Annotated in this window: 13 protein-coding genes; 1 reads left to right on the forward strand and 12 read right to left on the reverse strand. The window is 61.1% G+C overall.

The annotated features are described in order from the left end of the window. Window positions 1-97: 97 nt before the first annotated feature. The 5 genes from VEIS_RS21295 to VEIS_RS21315 form a co-directional block, all read right to left on the reverse strand. Complete coding sequence (locus VEIS_RS21295; RefSeq protein WP_011812089.1) at window positions 98-1,417, reverse strand: Nramp family divalent metal transporter; 1,320 nt, start codon at window positions 1,415-1,417, stop codon at window positions 98-100. Between the two features lie 87 nt (window positions 1,418-1,504). Beyond that, window positions 1,505-1,696, reverse strand: a complete 192-nt coding sequence (locus tag VEIS_RS21300; RefSeq protein ID WP_041950255.1) for a hypothetical protein — start codon at window positions 1,694-1,696, stop codon at window positions 1,505-1,507. Window positions 1,697-1,958: 262 nt separating this feature from the next. Beyond that, window positions 1,959-3,596, reverse strand: coding sequence for a molecular chaperone GroEL (gene groEL / locus VEIS_RS21305; protein WP_011812091.1), 1,638 nt, complete (start codon window positions 3,594-3,596; stop codon window positions 1,959-1,961). 41 nt (window positions 3,597-3,637) lie between these two features. After that, entirely contained in the window at window positions 3,638-4,480 is an 843-nt protein-coding gene (locus VEIS_RS21310) for a metal-sulfur cluster assembly factor (RefSeq protein WP_049774104.1), read from the reverse strand. 17 nt (window positions 4,481-4,497) lie between these two features. Further along, window positions 4,498-5,523, reverse strand: a complete 1,026-nt coding sequence (locus VEIS_RS21315; RefSeq protein ID WP_011812093.1) for an amidohydrolase family protein — start codon at window positions 5,521-5,523, stop codon at window positions 4,498-4,500. 232 nt (window positions 5,524-5,755) lie between these two features. Here VEIS_RS21315 and VEIS_RS21320 point away from each other — a divergent pair, with 232 nt between their 5' ends. After that, window positions 5,756-6,706 (forward strand): IS110 family transposase, encoded by a 951-nt coding sequence (locus VEIS_RS21320; RefSeq protein WP_011812095.1) that lies wholly within the window; start codon window positions 5,756-5,758, stop codon window positions 6,704-6,706. A 119-nt stretch (window positions 6,707-6,825) separates the two neighbouring features. Here VEIS_RS21320 and VEIS_RS21325 read toward each other — a convergent pair whose 3' ends face one another. The 7 genes from VEIS_RS21325 to VEIS_RS21355 form a co-directional block, all read right to left on the reverse strand. After that, a complete protein-coding gene (locus VEIS_RS21325) occupies window positions 6,826-7,179 on the reverse strand; it encodes an MmoB/DmpM family protein (protein WP_011812096.1) in 354 nt (117 codons plus the stop codon). 61 nt (window positions 7,180-7,240) lie between these two features. Beyond that, a complete protein-coding gene (locus VEIS_RS21330) occupies window positions 7,241-8,326 on the reverse strand; it encodes a ferritin family protein (RefSeq protein ID WP_011812097.1) in 1,086 nt (361 codons plus the stop codon). Between the two features lie 58 nt (window positions 8,327-8,384). Then, window positions 8,385-9,437 (reverse strand): NADH:ubiquinone reductase (Na(+)-transporting) subunit F, encoded by a 1,053-nt coding sequence (locus tag VEIS_RS21335; RefSeq protein WP_157048624.1) that lies wholly within the window; start codon window positions 9,435-9,437, stop codon window positions 8,385-8,387. 85 nt (window positions 9,438-9,522) lie between these two features. Next, window positions 9,523-11,193, reverse strand: a complete 1,671-nt coding sequence (locus tag VEIS_RS21340; RefSeq protein WP_011812099.1) for an aromatic/alkene/methane monooxygenase hydroxylase/oxygenase subunit alpha — start codon at window positions 11,191-11,193, stop codon at window positions 9,523-9,525. 423 nt (window positions 11,194-11,616) lie between these two features. Continuing rightward, on the reverse strand, window positions 11,617-11,805 hold the full coding sequence (locus VEIS_RS21345) for a hypothetical protein (RefSeq protein WP_011812100.1): 189 nt from the start codon (window positions 11,803-11,805) through the stop codon (window positions 11,617-11,619). Window positions 11,806-12,019: 214 nt separating this feature from the next. Further along, a complete protein-coding gene (locus tag VEIS_RS21350) occupies window positions 12,020-13,063 on the reverse strand; it encodes an NAD(P)-dependent alcohol dehydrogenase (RefSeq protein WP_011812101.1) in 1,044 nt (347 codons plus the stop codon). Between the two features lie 622 nt (window positions 13,064-13,685). Beyond that, window positions 13,686-14,465 carry a cephalosporin hydroxylase family protein gene (locus VEIS_RS21355; protein WP_011812102.1) on the reverse strand — a complete coding sequence of 260 codons (780 nt, stop codon included), beginning with the start codon at window positions 14,463-14,465 and terminating at the stop codon, window positions 13,686-13,688. Window positions 14,466-14,590: the final 125 nt, after the last annotated feature.

Consider the following 14,590-nt stretch of genomic DNA (forward strand, 5'->3'; position numbering starts at 1 on the left):
TGACCTGCATGTGTATGTCGCGCTCCGGTTTTTTGCCCGATCGCCGGCCGAACCCGGCAGCGCGATTACCGATCGATATAGGCCTGCATCGCCCCATTCAGCCTGGCAAGCCAGGAATATCGACGCCGAACGTTTGCAGAATCAGCACGGCATTGAACGCCAGAACGGCGCATGCCGCCAGCGTGGCGATCACGGCGATGAATACGCGATTTTTGTATGCTCCCATCACCTCCCTGCTGCAGGTAAACCATAACAGCGCGGCCATCGGCAGCGGCAGCGCGAGGCTCAATACCACCTGGCTGAGGACGAGCGCCTGGGTCACATTGACCCCGAGCGCCACCACGGCGAAACTCGGCGCCATCGTCACGGCCCGGCGCAACCATAACGGAATGCGAAATTCCACGAACCCTTGCATGATTATTTGACCGGCCATCGTGCCGACCACGGAACTCGATATGCCCGAAGCGATCAGCGACAACAGAAAAACCCCTGCCGCCCCAATGCCCAATAACGGCGCCAATGTGTGATAGGCGGTTTCTATCTCCGCCACCTCGGGATGCCCGTGATGAAATGCACCTGCGGCCATGATGACCATCGCCATATTGATGAGACCGGCGATGGCCAGCGCGACGACGACCTCGATGTTCGAGAATTTCAGCAATACCGCCCGCTCGCGCTCGGTTCTTGCGGGCGTGCGCCGCTGCGTCAAGCCCGAATGCAGAAAAAGTGCATGCGGCATCACCGTCGCACCGACGATGCCGACAGCAATCAGGAGTGCATTTGCATCGGGAAATCGGGGGGAAACCGTATGGGCCAGAACACTCGACCAGGCAATCGGCGTAATGAACAACTCGGCAAGGTAGGACAAGCCAATGATGCCGACGAGCGCCCCGATCGCCAGCTCAAGGGGGCGGAAACCGGCGTCCTCAAGCAACAGCAGGCCATATGTCACGATCGCCGTGACCACCATGCCGCCGAGCAAGGGCATGCGAAACAGCAGCGACAGTCCGATGGCGCCGCCGAGAAATGCGGCCAGATCGGTTGCCATCGCGGCGATTTCGCTGACGACCCACATGGCCAGCGCGACAGGTCTGGAAAACCGTTCACGGCACAGCTCGGCGAGGTTTCGCCCGGTGACGATGCCGAGCTTGGCCGAGAGCGACTGAAACAGCATCGCCACGACATTGGCCAACAGCACCACCCACAGCAAGGCATATCCGTACCGGGCGCCCGCCTGGATATTCGTCGCGAGATTGCCCGGATCCATATAGGCAACGGAGACGACCACGGCAGGCCCGGCAAATGGCAATAGCATCGACGCGCCACGGCGGCGACCTTCCAGCACCGCCCTCACCGCAAGCGCCGTGCGCTCGGTTCGCGCTGCCGATCCGACCGTCTTGTGAACGCAGTCATCCAAGCTGTCGCTCCCTGCCGATGAAAATGACCGTGGTGCCCGGTTTACCGGCGGGCCTGGCATTCACGATATTCATGATATTCACGGCATTCACGGCATTGCACCGCTGATTGCACTGAAGACACGGCGCAGCCACTGAACGGTCAGCGCACCCGCATCGATCATCATGATGAATACACCGGAGAGTGTGATTGTCCACCCCGATGCGAATTTGAGCAGGCGAATCAAGGACATTGCACCGAGGTGCCGGACCGTCGCCGCGAGAGCTGCGTCGATACTCATCGTCGTTTATATGGGCGCATCCCGTTTGCGAAGACCGATCTGAATGGAACCTTCGCAACCTTTGGACAGCGCGCCAATCCTTTCCATACGTTCGTTGCCATTGACCGTGAAACCTGCCCTGCGCGGGCTGGCCCACGGCCCCCTTTGCATCGATGGCCGCCCGCAAAACGCCGGAAGCGGCTTTTTTTTCAGCAGGCCCCGGACTCCAAAATCGGTCGTGGCGATCGTGGCGGCTGTGATGGCTGTGGCGGCTGTGCCATCACTATTTCCGCCCGAGCAATTCGGCGCCGGCGCCAAGCGCCGGGCCAGCGGTCGGGTCGATCGTTTCCGGCTTTTTGGCAATCAGCGTCTGGGTGGTCAGGATCAAGCCGGCAACCGAAGCCGCGTTGCGCACTGCGCTGTAACTGACCTTGACCGGATCGATGATGCCCGCCTCCATCAGGTTGACGAACTGGCCCGTGCGCGCGTCCAGACCGTGGCCCGGTTTCGCGCGCACCGCCCTGGACACGATCGCCGCGCCGTCGAGACCGCAATTGGTCGCGATGTGATAAAGCGGTTTCGTCAGCACGCGCTGCAGCAGCCTGACCCCCTGCTGGACACTGCCCTGGGTCCGCGCAATCACGCTTTCGAGTTCGTCCGACACGCGCAGCAGCGCCATTCCGCCACCTGGCACGACACCCTCGGCAATCGCCGCGCGTGCCGCATTGATCGCATCCTCGATCAAGTGCAGCCGGCGCTTTTGTTCGACTGGCGTGGCGCCGCCGGCGAAGATCATCGCGGTGCCGCCGGACAACTTGGCGATACGCACCTGAAATTTGTCGCGTTCGACATTTTCCGGGGCCATCTCATACTGGCGCGCGACCTGCTGACGGCGCGCGGCAACGGCGGCCGGGTCGCCGCCGCCAGCGGTAATGATGGTCTGGTTCGACGAGATACGCACTTGCCGCGCGCTGCCGAGATCGCGCAGTTCCGTGGCTTCGAGCTTGCCGCCCAGATCGCGGGCGATCACCCGGCCGCCGGTGACGATGGCGATGTCTTCGAGCATGGCCTTGCGCCAATGCCCGTATTCCGGCGGATGAATCGCCGCCACCGGCATCCCGCCCTTGTCCCGCCACGCAAGCAGGGTCATGACACAGGCCGGGGCAACCTCCTCCGCAATGATCAGCAGCGGGCGTTTGCCGTGCACGGCCAGCGCCTGAAGCGCCGCCACCTCTTCCGGCGACTGCAGCCGCTGGTCGGTCATCAGGATCAGCGGGTTGTCCAGCACCACCTGCATTCTCTCGATGTCCGTGACCATATGGTGCGAGAGGTAGCCGCGATCGAACGCCATCCCGTCGACCACTTCGAGACGGGTTTCGACCGTCGTGCCGAATTCGACATCGACGATGCCATCGGGCCCCACCCGCTCGAGCGCTTCGGCCACTATCGCGCCGGTGACCTCGTCATTGGCGGCGACCACGGCCACCGCGCGCACCTCTTTGCCCCCGCGCAGCGGTGTCGCTGCGCGCCTGAGCGCGGCGATCACCTCTTGCACCGCGATCTCCAGGCCCTGAACCAGCTCGACGGGGTTGGCGCCGGCCACGAGACTGGCAAGGCCGTCCTGGACCAGCGCATCGGCCAGCACGGTGGCCGTGGTAGTGCCGTCGCCGGCGACTTCATTGGTCTGCTTCGAGACTTCGCGCAGCACCTGCGCGCCGATGTTTTCGAACGGGTCTTCCAGCTCGATCTCGTTGGCGATGCTGACGCCATCGCGCGAGATGATCGGCGTGCCAATCGGGCGGTCGATGATCGCATTCATTCCGCGCGGGCCGAGCGTGCCGCGCACCGCTTTGGCCAGTTTGGCGACCCCGCGACCGAGGGCCATGCGGGCCTCGTCGTCGTGCAGCATGATATTCGGCATGGTTCACTTCCTTGGGTTTGAACATCATGGATTGCCACGATTCAAGCCGATGCGTTGCCCGATCGCGTAGCCTCGACGGTCTCTTTCCAGTCGCCCGCCGACACGAAGTGCACGGGCTCGATCCCGGCCTGCGGCGCGGCTGCGTCGCCGTACCGTGCCGCCAGCAAGCCGCGGCACAGCGCACTGTTGAATTGCGCATTCACGCCGACCCGCCGCAAGGCACGCAGGTAAGCGCCAAGCCCGTCCGCATCGAGCAACGCCCCTCGAGCGTCGACGAAAGCGGTTTCGTTGGCCTGCGCCGCAGCATTGGCGCCGCTGGCGACGACGGTGCGCCGCTCCAGGTAGCGCTCCACGAGCCGCCGGCTGGCGCAATCGCCCGGCAAGCCGGCGAGTTCCGCCACGCTCATGCGCACCAGCCGCGCAGGTTCATGGCCGTGTTCGAGCAGAGAGGTCAGAAGCGCTTCCTGCCGCCGCTGAAAGGCCTTGACCATGAAAGTCCGGCGGATGCCATCGAGCTCGCCGCTGGCCTGCGCGCCAAAGCTGTCCTGAAATGAGCGCCCGGCCGCCACGCCGCGATTGATCTCGCCGGCATACATATGGTCGGCAAGTTCGATGGCCACGTTCGTCACCCACGGCAGGCCGGCGACGGCAACGCGCATGTCGTCGGCCATCAGGAAGGCGAAGTTGGCGGCGCACCAGTAGGTCGGCAACCGGAACCCGATCTGCACAGCGCCGGCTGCGTCCACCTCCACATGGGTAACGAAGCCCAACCCGGTCACCGATTCGTCGAGTTCGGGATCGGTGACCGACGCGAGCCGGTCCCATACCTCGGCGATTCGGGTCGATGGGCGATCGACGGCGGCCGTTGCGTTTGCGGTGGTCATGGGGGTCTTGGGGGTCTTCATGCCCCGACCGCAGCCGCTTTCCGAACACCTCCCAGCAACTTCTTCTGCGCCTCGACATCGATGCCGTACAACCGTGCCGCGTTGAGCCCGAGGATTTTTTTCTTCGCCGTCAGCGACAGTTGCACGCCGGTTTCCTTGCTGACGGATTCCGGCAATTCGAAGGCCATGAATTTCTCGATCAACCACTTGGGCGACCAGATGCCGTAATCGCTGCCGTAGAGTATCTTGTCCTCGCCGATCCAGAACAGCAACTCCGAGATCACATGCGCGAAGTATTCCGGACGCGAGTGAATGAATGGCAGCACGACCGCCAGGCCGCCATAGACGTTCGTCTCCTGGGTAGCGATCCAGCAAAAATCGTCCAGACGCGGCAGACCACAGTGCTCGACGATAAAGTTCAGATTCTGAAAGTTGGTCGCCGCGTCGTCGATATCGGCAACGTCGAAAGCATCGAGGTTCAGCGGCAAAATCGTCGGGCCCTTGTGCACATGGATGTTCTTGATGCCCAGTTTCCCGCAACGTTCGAGATACTTTTGCGCACCCGGGTCCGACAGTTTGTAGCCCTTGCTGTCACCGCGCCATTCTGCCGTATAGAGCTTGACGCCCTTGATGCCATATGTCTCGGACAACTCGTCCAGATAGTCGAGTCCGGCTTCGCCGTCGCGCGGATCGAAGGCGCCGTTGACGATGAAACGATCCGGATGCCTTTTCTTCATCTCATAATTTCTCTCGGTCGTGTTGAAGCCGTTCTTGTAAAAGTCCGTCAGGTAAGTCGGCTGGCAGATCGCCATGTCGTCGTAGCCCTTGACGAACAGGTCGTCATACATGACTTCCGGGCCGTAGTTGTCGAACTTCTCCTTCGGCCACAGATACTCCTTGGGACTCAGGTTCGAGTGGTACGCATAAAAGCAATCGATGAACTGCTGACCATGCACGTTCTTCAGATTGGCCTTGCTGCCGTCCCACAGATGGACATGTCCATCGATGATGAAAATGTCTTCACCGCTCTTGGTTCGATACATGGTATGTGTCTCCTTATATCTTTCAGATCATTCAAACTTCAGTGGTCAAGGCGTGGTTGCCAGCCTTGATTGCTGAACTGGTTGACTCACCACCGTGCAGCCTGTGTCTCCTGCGAGCCCGAGCTCGAATCTCAGCCCAGGGCGCACGGTGGTGGTCTGTTTGTTCTGCCGCATCCCGAATGGTTGACCGAACACATTTCGTATTCATAAGGCTGGGAGCCACAGGACTTGTATGAGTGAACCCGTTTATGTAGGTATCGACGTGGCCAAGCGCACCTTCGAGGTGGCCACCACTGGTCAAGCACAGACCTCGAGTCTTGGCAACGATGAGGCCGGGCATGCCCGGCTGTGCCAACTGCTGGCGCCGCTGTCGCCGCGCCTGGTGCTGCTGGAGGCCACCGGCGGCTACGAGCAGGACCTGGCGCTTGCCTTGTCCGCGGCAGGCTTGCGTGTGTCGGTGATCAATCCGCGCCAGGCGCGTGACTTTGCCCGCTGCATGGGCAAACTGGCCAAGACCGATCGCATCGATGCGCAGGCGCTGCGCGGCTTTGCCGCCTTGCTGGACGCCCAGGGTCACGAGCCGCGCATGCTGGCCGACGAGCAGCAGCGCGAGTTGACCGCCCTGGTGGTGCGCCGCCGCCAACTCGTAGCCATGCTGGTGGCCGAACGCCAGCGACTGGCCCTGGCACATCCCAAGGCCAAGCCCAGCATCTTGCGGATCATGGCTACCATTGCCGAGCAACTCAACGACTTGGACGGGCAGCTCAAGGAGCATGTCCTGGCACACCACGCCGATCTGGCGGCCTTGCTGACCTCGGTCAAGGGCGTGGGTCCCACCACGGCCAGCACGCTGCTGGCGCAACTGCCCGAGTTGGGCCAGCTCAATCGCAAGCAGATCACCTCGCTGGTGGGCTTGGCCCCCATCAATCGGGACTCGGGCACGCTGCGTGGGCAGCGCCACATCTTCGGCGGTCGCGCCGACGTGCGCCGCGTGCTGTTCGTGGCCGCCTTGGTAGGCACGCGCTTCAATCCCGTGCTCAAAGCCTTCTATGCAAGGCTGCTGGCCGCCGGCAAGCCCAAAAAGGTCGCTCTGGTCGCTTGCATGCACAAGCTGTTGGTCATTTTGAACGCCATCGCTCGCACCAAGTCGCCTTGGCGCAACGAACTTGCTGAAGCGGTTTGACTTAGTCATTCAAGATGGTTGCTGGGTTATTCATTGCGGGCGATCAGCCTCCCGCCAAGGCGGCTGATCGGCTTGTGGTCCGATGGGGTCTGGTGGGGTCTGATGGCCGGGCTGCACGCTTACTCGTAGGCCATCGCGTCCTCCATATTGCCGAACAATACGACGGTCTCGTCATCGACCATCACCATTCGCCCATAGTGGGTCGATGTGGATATCTCGAACAGATGCGGGGTCATCTCCCGGCCCAGCGCTTCGCTGATCTCGCCCATTTTGAATTCGATCTTGCCCTGCCCATCGATCCTGATCATGGCGGGCAGATAGGTCACCGTGATGCCGCTCTTGCGGGCCATCAATTCGGCAATCACGCGGGCCTCCACGCTGTCGTTCATCGTGACACCGCACTGGTTGGAAATGGTCTGCTCGAAGCGGACATCTTTCATCGACTTGAAGATATTGTCGTTATGCACTGACATTGCGTACTCCTGTTCGCGCTTGAATCGCGAGGTTGGTCAAATCCACCGAGCCAGAAAACCGTCAGGCCTGGAGTGCCGACGGAAAGCCGATGCCAATCTCTCTGGCAATCATTTCTGCCCGCTCGATCGAACTTTTCAGGCAGTCATTGAATTGCGCCGTCTTCACATGTGGAATCGACCAGATCGGCTGCAACTGCCTGGCCGCAGCAGCGGCAAGCGCACCGTGCTTGTCCAGCCATTGGCCGAACAGTTTCCGATTGGCCTGGCCGTGCCCGGGATCGTTGGCCAGCATGTGAAACAACTCCACTGCATTGGCCAGATTGCGCTCGTAGTCCCCTTCCGCAGCGGACACGACCGTCGGCGTCGGAAAGTCGTTCTGCGCAGCGGCGACCCGCATGATGAAACCGCTGCGAAACAGCTCCGCCACCATCGGCTCGAACACGATATTGACCGCAAAGTACTTTTCGAGAAAATCCGTCGCGCCGCCAATCGCTTCGATCGCCTGGCGTGTTGCCTGCCAGACGGGATCGTTCAGCCAATGCTCCTTGCCGGCGTCGAGGTTCATATTCGGCAGATCCAGCGCGATCTCCGCCAAATAGAGCGTCAAATCCTGGGCGAAGCGCAGCTTGTAGGAAGAATTGGTCAAAATTGCGCTATTGATCATCTGCGTGTAGCCATAGCGCTGCGCGTGCATGGTGGCAGTGCCAAGACCAAACTCCGCATGTTTGTACGCGCCGAGATGCTGCTCCAGCACCTTGATCCAGGTTTTATCGAAGCGCTTCACCGCACCCGATCGCCGGGCGTTGTCGACCGCGCCGGAGATCATGCCGACGATCGTCGACTGGCGCTGGTAATGCGTGCGTTCCCACTCTTCGTCGACTGCGCGGAATTTATGCCAGTCGGTGCTTTTGGCTGCGGTCCATGTTTCCGAATAGGTCGGCGTACCGTCCGCGAACGAGAGAATCCAGTCCTGGAGCAGATAGCGCTTCGGGTCCGGCTGGACATCGACGGTCATGTCCTCGTAATGGGTCGCCTTGCGCCCCTTGGGTTCGAAGTAGTTGTACTTGCGGCTATCCGAACCCGCAAACCGGGCTGCGCCGGCCGCGCCTGACTTCAGCGGTGCTGCTTCCTGTCGCGTTGTGCTCATGTTGCTTTCCTCTTTACGGTTATCGGACTTTCGATCTGGCGCGATGCGTTGGTGTGCATCAACGGACAGCCTGGGTAAATTTGTCAAAATAGAGACGCTCGGGCGCGACGCCGGCCATTTGCAGAACCGGTATCACCGCGTCGATCATCGGCGTTGGACCACATGTGTACGCATCGATCTCGCCGGCCAGCGCTTGCTCACGCAGTGCGCGGCCCAGCACTTCATGGATGAGGCCGGTCGCGCCGCTCCAGTCATCGCCCGGCTCGGCATTCGAAAGCGCCGGAATGAAGCGGAAATCAGGCAGCTTATCCTCCAATTCCGCAAAATCGTCGAGATAAAACAGATCGCGACGACTGCGGGCACCATAGAAAAAACGAATCGGCCGTTCTTCGCCGCTTTGCACATGGTCGTTGAGAATCGCCCACAGCGGAGACATTCCCGACCCTCCGCCTACCAGCACCATCGGCCCCGGCTGCTCTTCGCGCCGGAAACAAGTGCCGTATGGCCCTTTCGCCACCAGCCTGGCGCCAGGCTTCAGAGCGCCATCGAGTTGCGACGAGAACGCGCCGTTCGGATATTTCTTGATGACGAATTCGAGCTTCCTCTGACCGTTCGGCGTGCTCGCCATCGAAAACGACCGCGTGATGCCCGAACCCGGAATCGTCAGCTCCACATACTGCCCCGCCCAAAAGCTCAGCGGCCGGGACAACTCCACTTCCAGCAGCCTGATGTCATGTGTCAGCGCGCTGATCTTCGTCAGCGTTGCGTCGTATTCACTCACTGCCATCGAGCGGCGCATGAGGTCTTCGTCGTAGTTCAGCAATTCGACCGTCAAATCGCTGAAGGCGAGCGTCCGGCACAGCAAAATGTGATGGCTCTCGCGCTCGTAGTCAGGCAAGGCGAAGGTCGAATATTTTTTCATTTCGACATCGCCATCGATCAGCAATGACTTGCAACTGCTGCATTGCCCCTCTTTGCAGCCATGCATTACCGCAATACCCTGGCGAAAAGCGGCATCGAGCACGGTTTCGCCTTCCGCGACCGTCATTTCCACACCGACCGGTTCGAATCGCACGGTATGCAGCATCCGACCCTCTTTTGCATCCGGCATGCCGGCCTTCCTTTCTTGCAAGTCACTCACACCCATACCCATACCCATGTCGCCTGCCGCGCGCTCCCCGGACGACATCGCCGCGTCAGTTCACCGGATTGATTTTGAAACCGGCGCGGTACTCGGCGATATGCTTCTCACGCTGTTGCGGCGTCATGTTGCGCAGCAAAACGATGGGACTCTGGATCATGTGCCCGCGAACATGATCAAGCGTCCACATGTTCCTGTCGTCGAACCGCAAATGTGGCTGCGGCACCAGCGTCTTGCCATCGCTGCGCACGAAGCCGAGGTCCTTGATGCAATCGGCCAAATCCCAGCCGTGGTAGCACTCTTCCCATTCGCGGCGTCCGCTGAAGCGCCCCATGGCCGGCGTCGGCCGCCCTTCATATTCCGAGGCGAACGCCACCTTGTGGGTCCAGTGGCACATCTCCGAGCAGTAGGTGTAAATCTGGCCGTCGACCTCGTCGACCACGAAATCTTCACGGATCAGGCATGGCACCAGACAGCTCCAGCAGCGATGCGGGTACACGTAACCGCATTCCTGGTCGAACAGCATGTTCGTCTGGCCCGGAACGCTCTTTTTCGCATACCACTTCCAGAAGTCGCCGAATTCGGCGTACCAGCCCGGATATTTGTGCTCGAACCATTCGAAGTCTTTTTCGGTCTGCGCCTCGATGCGCCAGAAGTTGACCGGCCAGCCCACGGCAAAGAACTGCGCGACCTTGTGGACATAGTTCTGTTTGACGATGCGATCCCACGCGGCGACGATATCGTCATGGTGAATCTTGATGCCGTACTTTTCCAGCGGCAGCATGTAAGTGCGGTAGTAATCCTCATAAATCCACCGGTGCCACAGTTCGGCATACGATTCCTTGTTCTTGTCACGATCCACGGTGCCGTATTCGATGAAGGTGCCGATGGCCGCATCGACGATCGCGTGGTTTTGCCAGAAGGCGTAGCGCAGGTCGCGCTCGAGCAGCAGGTGATTGTCCGGGTCGTTGATGATCGACATCACGAGCGAATGGCCATTGCCGATGTGCCGGCTTTCGTCGGACTGCACCGATAAAAATACCGTCGGCAACGCATAGTCGCCATTGCGTGCCGCTTCCGACGGCATCGCGACAAACAGCGTATTGGTGAATGCCGTTTCGGCGACCACCTGCAGAAACACGTTGGCTGCGGTCACCGCATCGCCGGTGAGAAACCCTTCGGCGAACTGGCGCCCAATGGTGGTGGCGTAGCATTTGCCAAATGCCGCCTCGGTAATATCGAACCCGGCCGGGTCGATATAGTTTTCCATGTACCACTTCTTCAGATTCATCTGAATCGTCGAGTGCCGGAACTCATCGACCATCTGCATCGTGAAGCCGGTCCGCAGTTCTTCGCCGGGCGCGAGCCGTCCGAGCATCGCCATCGAACGTGCTGCCGAGATTTCGGGGAACGGGATGATCGCGAGAAACAGCTTCATCCACTCGATCCAGCGCGGCTCGACATTGCGGAACATATCGCCGCGCAGCGCCGCATCCAGCGCGCCATAGACGCGGTTGTCCTTTTCCTCCTGCATCGGAAAATACGAGCGCAGCACCTGCTTCATCGGATCGCGCGGCGCCTTGCTGATTTTGTAGTCGGTCGGGAAGGTCATGGCCTCCTGAACGTAACTGGGTGTCCAGCCGAGGTCGGCGATGCGGCGGGCCGCTTCGCCAATACTGATCCCTCGCTGGGAGGTGATCTTGTTGAGTGTCAATCCATCAGACATTGGTCTCTCCTTGTTCCATTTTCCATTTCACGACATCTGTCTTGCAGCGACCGATGGGTCTGCGACGCAACGGCGCGGAACGACGCGGATATGGCCGCGCCACGCCAACCTGAAAGTGGCGGGAGCAATTCAGAGGGCCTGTGTCCAGACCGGCTGCCCATGGGTGTGTCTCCTGCCATTTTCGTTTTGCGTTTCGGGACTGCAACGCTTTGTGATAGAGCGATAAACGTGCCAGGCAACTGCTGATTCAGGATGGATGAGGCCGGGCTGTGCAAACCGTCTTTTTCGCAACCATCGCTGTGCGTATTCTGTTGTGTTATGCGACATGCCTGCCCTATGGAACTGTCCGATATTGGGACGCATCCGCTGCCGAATACGCTGACCGCGCTCATGGGTTCGTGGATGACGGCAGCGGCGAGAACCTCAGGCGCCGACCTTTTCAGGGATCACACCGGGAAAGTGATCGCCCAACGGCTTGCCCTCGGCGACAAAGCGCACGGCGAGAATCATCGCACCCATGGCGAAGTCCTTGCCATAGGCCGCGATCATCGCATCTGTCAGCGCGCCCAAGCGCTCGAAGAACTGCTCTTTGGACGGGTATTGCTGGTTCATCATCGTCTCCTTCCGCGCGCATGATGGCTCGTTGCGCACTCATTCCGAACTTTCCGAATTTCTGAAACGAAACAACGGATCCAGCCAATGCAAAAAGAGATGGCGCCCGGGGTGCGCCGTCCCCCATTGGGGCAGCGGCACCACGCAAATCGACTCTCTGCGCACCTGGCAGCAGAGGCAACCGTCAAGCAGCCATTGATTCCCAGCCGATCGGCTACGGAATCAGCACTGCGCGGCCCTTGATCTTGCCGTGGTGCAGGTCCTTGAGCGCCTGGTTCGCCTCACTCAAGCGATATTCCCGGGTTGCCAGATGAACCAGTCCGCGATCGGCCAGTGCCATCAATTCGACCAGTTCGGGATAGGTGCCCACCAGATTGCCGACGATCGTCTTTTCGCTGGTAATCATGTCCATGGTCGGCAATTCGATCTTCCCGCCATAACCGACGATGTAATAAAACCCGCCATTGCGCGTCATGGCCAGGCCCTTGGCGACTGCATCGCCTTCGCCGACGAAATCGATGACCGCCTCCGCGCCGCTGCCTCCAGTCAACCCAAGCACGCTCTCGACTTCATTTCCATCGCCCTCGACGGTGTGGTGCGCGCCGCATTCCTTTGCAAGCTGCAGCGCGGTCTCGGAGCGATCGACGACGATGATTTCCGCCGCGCACAATGCGTTCAAGACCTGGATGCCGATGTGACCCAAGCCGCCGGCACCGATCACGACCGCAAACTGGCCGGGAAGCAGATGGCGCGACGCTTTTTTTGCAGCGCGATAGGCTGTGAGTCCGGCATCGGTATAAGGCGCGACATCCTTGGGCGCGAGCGACTTCGGCAGTCGAATCAGCGAGCGTTCGCCGGTCGACAGATACTGGGCATAGCCGCCATTGGCGTTGATGCCGGGAAATCGGCTGTCGCTCGCATGCATATCGTCACCGCGACGGCACGCAAGACAATGGCCGCTCGTCACCAGCGGATGGCAAATCACCGGATCGCCGACTTTCACGCTTTCGACGCCGCGCCCGACGGCCTCGACCCAGCCGGCATTTTCATGGCCCATGACGTAGGGCAAAGCGACATCGACCTTGCTGCGCCATATGCCTTCGACGACGTGGAGATCGGTGCGGCAGACGCCGGCGCCGCCAATACGGACGATCACGTCGGTAGGCCGCTCGATTTTCGGGTCTGCGAAATCTTCGTAGCGCACGAACTCGTCACGGGTCAATGATTCGTCGTACTGATGCAGCACTGCAGCTTTCACGTTGGGTCTCCTCGATCATTCATGTCGTGTTCCGGGTGAGCGCGGGTCACGGCAAGATTCACCCCGAACGTTTGCGGCCCTGCCATATTTCCGTCCGAGCAAGCCTTGTGCCAATGGCCCTGAAATCACCAGGCGTGGACGCGGTCTGCGTGATGGACAAGGAGCGACCGATACGATAACGCCGGCCGCGCATGGCCCGTGCTGTCGCAAAATCGGACATATCATCGAGCGCAGGTCACCGGGTTTGTTTCAAAATGGGACATATCGCTTTTGCCTGCATGTGCCTGCATGCCCGCATCGGGGCGGGCTGGTCCCGGCGCGACGACCGTCTTGCACGGGCCTGCTGATGGGTGTCTTGGGTGTCTTGCCCTTGGGGTGAGCCGCGGCCGGGTATATCGATACATTCTGATCACCCGGCGTGGCTTTGATTGGCCCAAACGCTGGGGGCATTGCTGGCCGAATTGCCGTCTTCCATCAGGAAATGGGGGCCAATGAAAAACCCCGGATAAAGGCATAAAGGCATAAAGGCAATCAGGGCCGCCGGCCTGCCGGCGGGTGCCGGGGCGCTACTGAATTCAGTCGCTTTCAGCGCAAGCAGATAATGCGCCCGCCGGCATTTTTATCACCCCATGCGGCGCAGGAATCCCTGCGGTGCGGCGGTCAGTTGCAGGCGCTGCTCCATTTCGGCGTCGATCTCGAAGTCGGTCTGCCCGGCCAGCCATTGCCGAACGGCGGTCTTCGGGTTGTTGCCCCGGTCCCAGGGGCGGTCGGGAAAGAACCGGGGCGGCAGGTCCTCGATGAAGGTGTCGAACACCACGCAGTAGCTGCCGGGCGTGACCAGCGGCGCATAGGCGTTCAGTTCGCCGAGCACATGCTCGTGCGTGTGCATGGAGTCCAGGCACAGCAGCACGCGCCGGTAGCCCTGGGCAAAGGCGCGCACCTGCTGCACCACCTCGGGCGCCAGCGACGAGCCTTCGATCATCGCAATGCGGCTGGCCATCGGGTGGGCCTCGATGGCGGCGCGGTTGTGGGCGCGGATGTCGATGTCGACACCCAGCACCTTGCGCCGGGAGGCGCGTGGATCGAGCATGTCGCCGGCCTCGATGGCATCGCTCAGGTCCAGCAAGGCCAGTAGCGAGGCGCTGAGCACCAGCGAGCCACCATGGGCGATGCCGGTCTCGATGATCAGGTCCGGCCGCAGGCGCCAGACCAGCGCTTGCAGCGCCACCATGTCCTGCGGGTACTGGATGATGGGGCGCCCGAGCCAGTCGAAGTTGTAGACATACCGGCGCTGCATCGAGGCGCGCACCCAGTGGCGCGACAGGGCCTGGAATGGGGTGTCCAGCGCATAGCCGGCCAGGCGCTCGCGGCGTTCCTGGGCCAAGGGGTCGGGGTGGCTCATTGCGGTGTGCTCCTGCACTGTTTTTCATCACGCGGGCAACGGGCGCAGCCCGGGCCGCAAGGGTCGCATCCAGGGCCGGCGCTGCGGGGGCTGGTGCAGCAGCGCCGCGATCCGCGCCCCCTTGC

Origin of the sequence: Verminephrobacter eiseniae EF01-2 (genome assembly GCF_000015565.1) — a bacterium.
Taxonomy (GTDB): domain Bacteria; phylum Pseudomonadota; class Gammaproteobacteria; order Burkholderiales; family Burkholderiaceae_C; genus Acidovorax; species Acidovorax eiseniae.

Coding starts and splice junctions, on each gene's coding strand:
- VEIS_RS21300 (WP_041950255.1), bottom strand. CDS start 1,696: ATGAGTATCGACGCAGCTCTCGCGGCGACGGTCCGGCACCTCGGTGCA.
- groEL (WP_011812091.1), bottom strand. CDS start 3,596: ATGCCGAATATCATGCTGCACGACGACGAGGCCCGCATGGCCCTCGGT.
- VEIS_RS21310 (WP_049774104.1), bottom strand. CDS start 4,480: ATGACCACCGCAAACGCAACGGCCGCCGTCGATCGCCCATCGACCCGA.
- VEIS_RS21315 (WP_011812093.1), bottom strand. CDS start 5,523: ATGTATCGAACCAAGAGCGGTGAAGACATTTTCATCATCGATGGACAT.
- VEIS_RS21320 (WP_011812095.1), top strand. CDS start 5,756: ATGAGTGAACCCGTTTATGTAGGTATCGACGTGGCCAAGCGCACCTTC.
- VEIS_RS21325 (WP_011812096.1), bottom strand. CDS start 7,179: ATGTCAGTGCATAACGACAATATCTTCAAGTCGATGAAAGATGTCCGC.
- VEIS_RS21330 (WP_011812097.1), bottom strand. CDS start 8,326: ATGAGCACAACGCGACAGGAAGCAGCACCGCTGAAGTCAGGCGCGGCC.
- VEIS_RS21335 (WP_157048624.1), bottom strand. CDS start 9,437: ATGCCGGATGCAAAAGAGGGTCGGATGCTGCATACCGTGCGATTCGAA.
- VEIS_RS21340 (WP_011812099.1), bottom strand. CDS start 11,193: ATGTCTGATGGATTGACACTCAACAAGATCACCTCCCAGCGAGGGATC.
- VEIS_RS21345 (WP_011812100.1), bottom strand. CDS start 11,805: ATGAACCAGCAATACCCGTCCAAAGAGCAGTTCTTCGAGCGCTTGGGC.
- VEIS_RS21355 (WP_011812102.1), bottom strand. CDS start 14,465: ATGAGCCACCCCGACCCCTTGGCCCAGGAACGCCGCGAGCGCCTGGCC.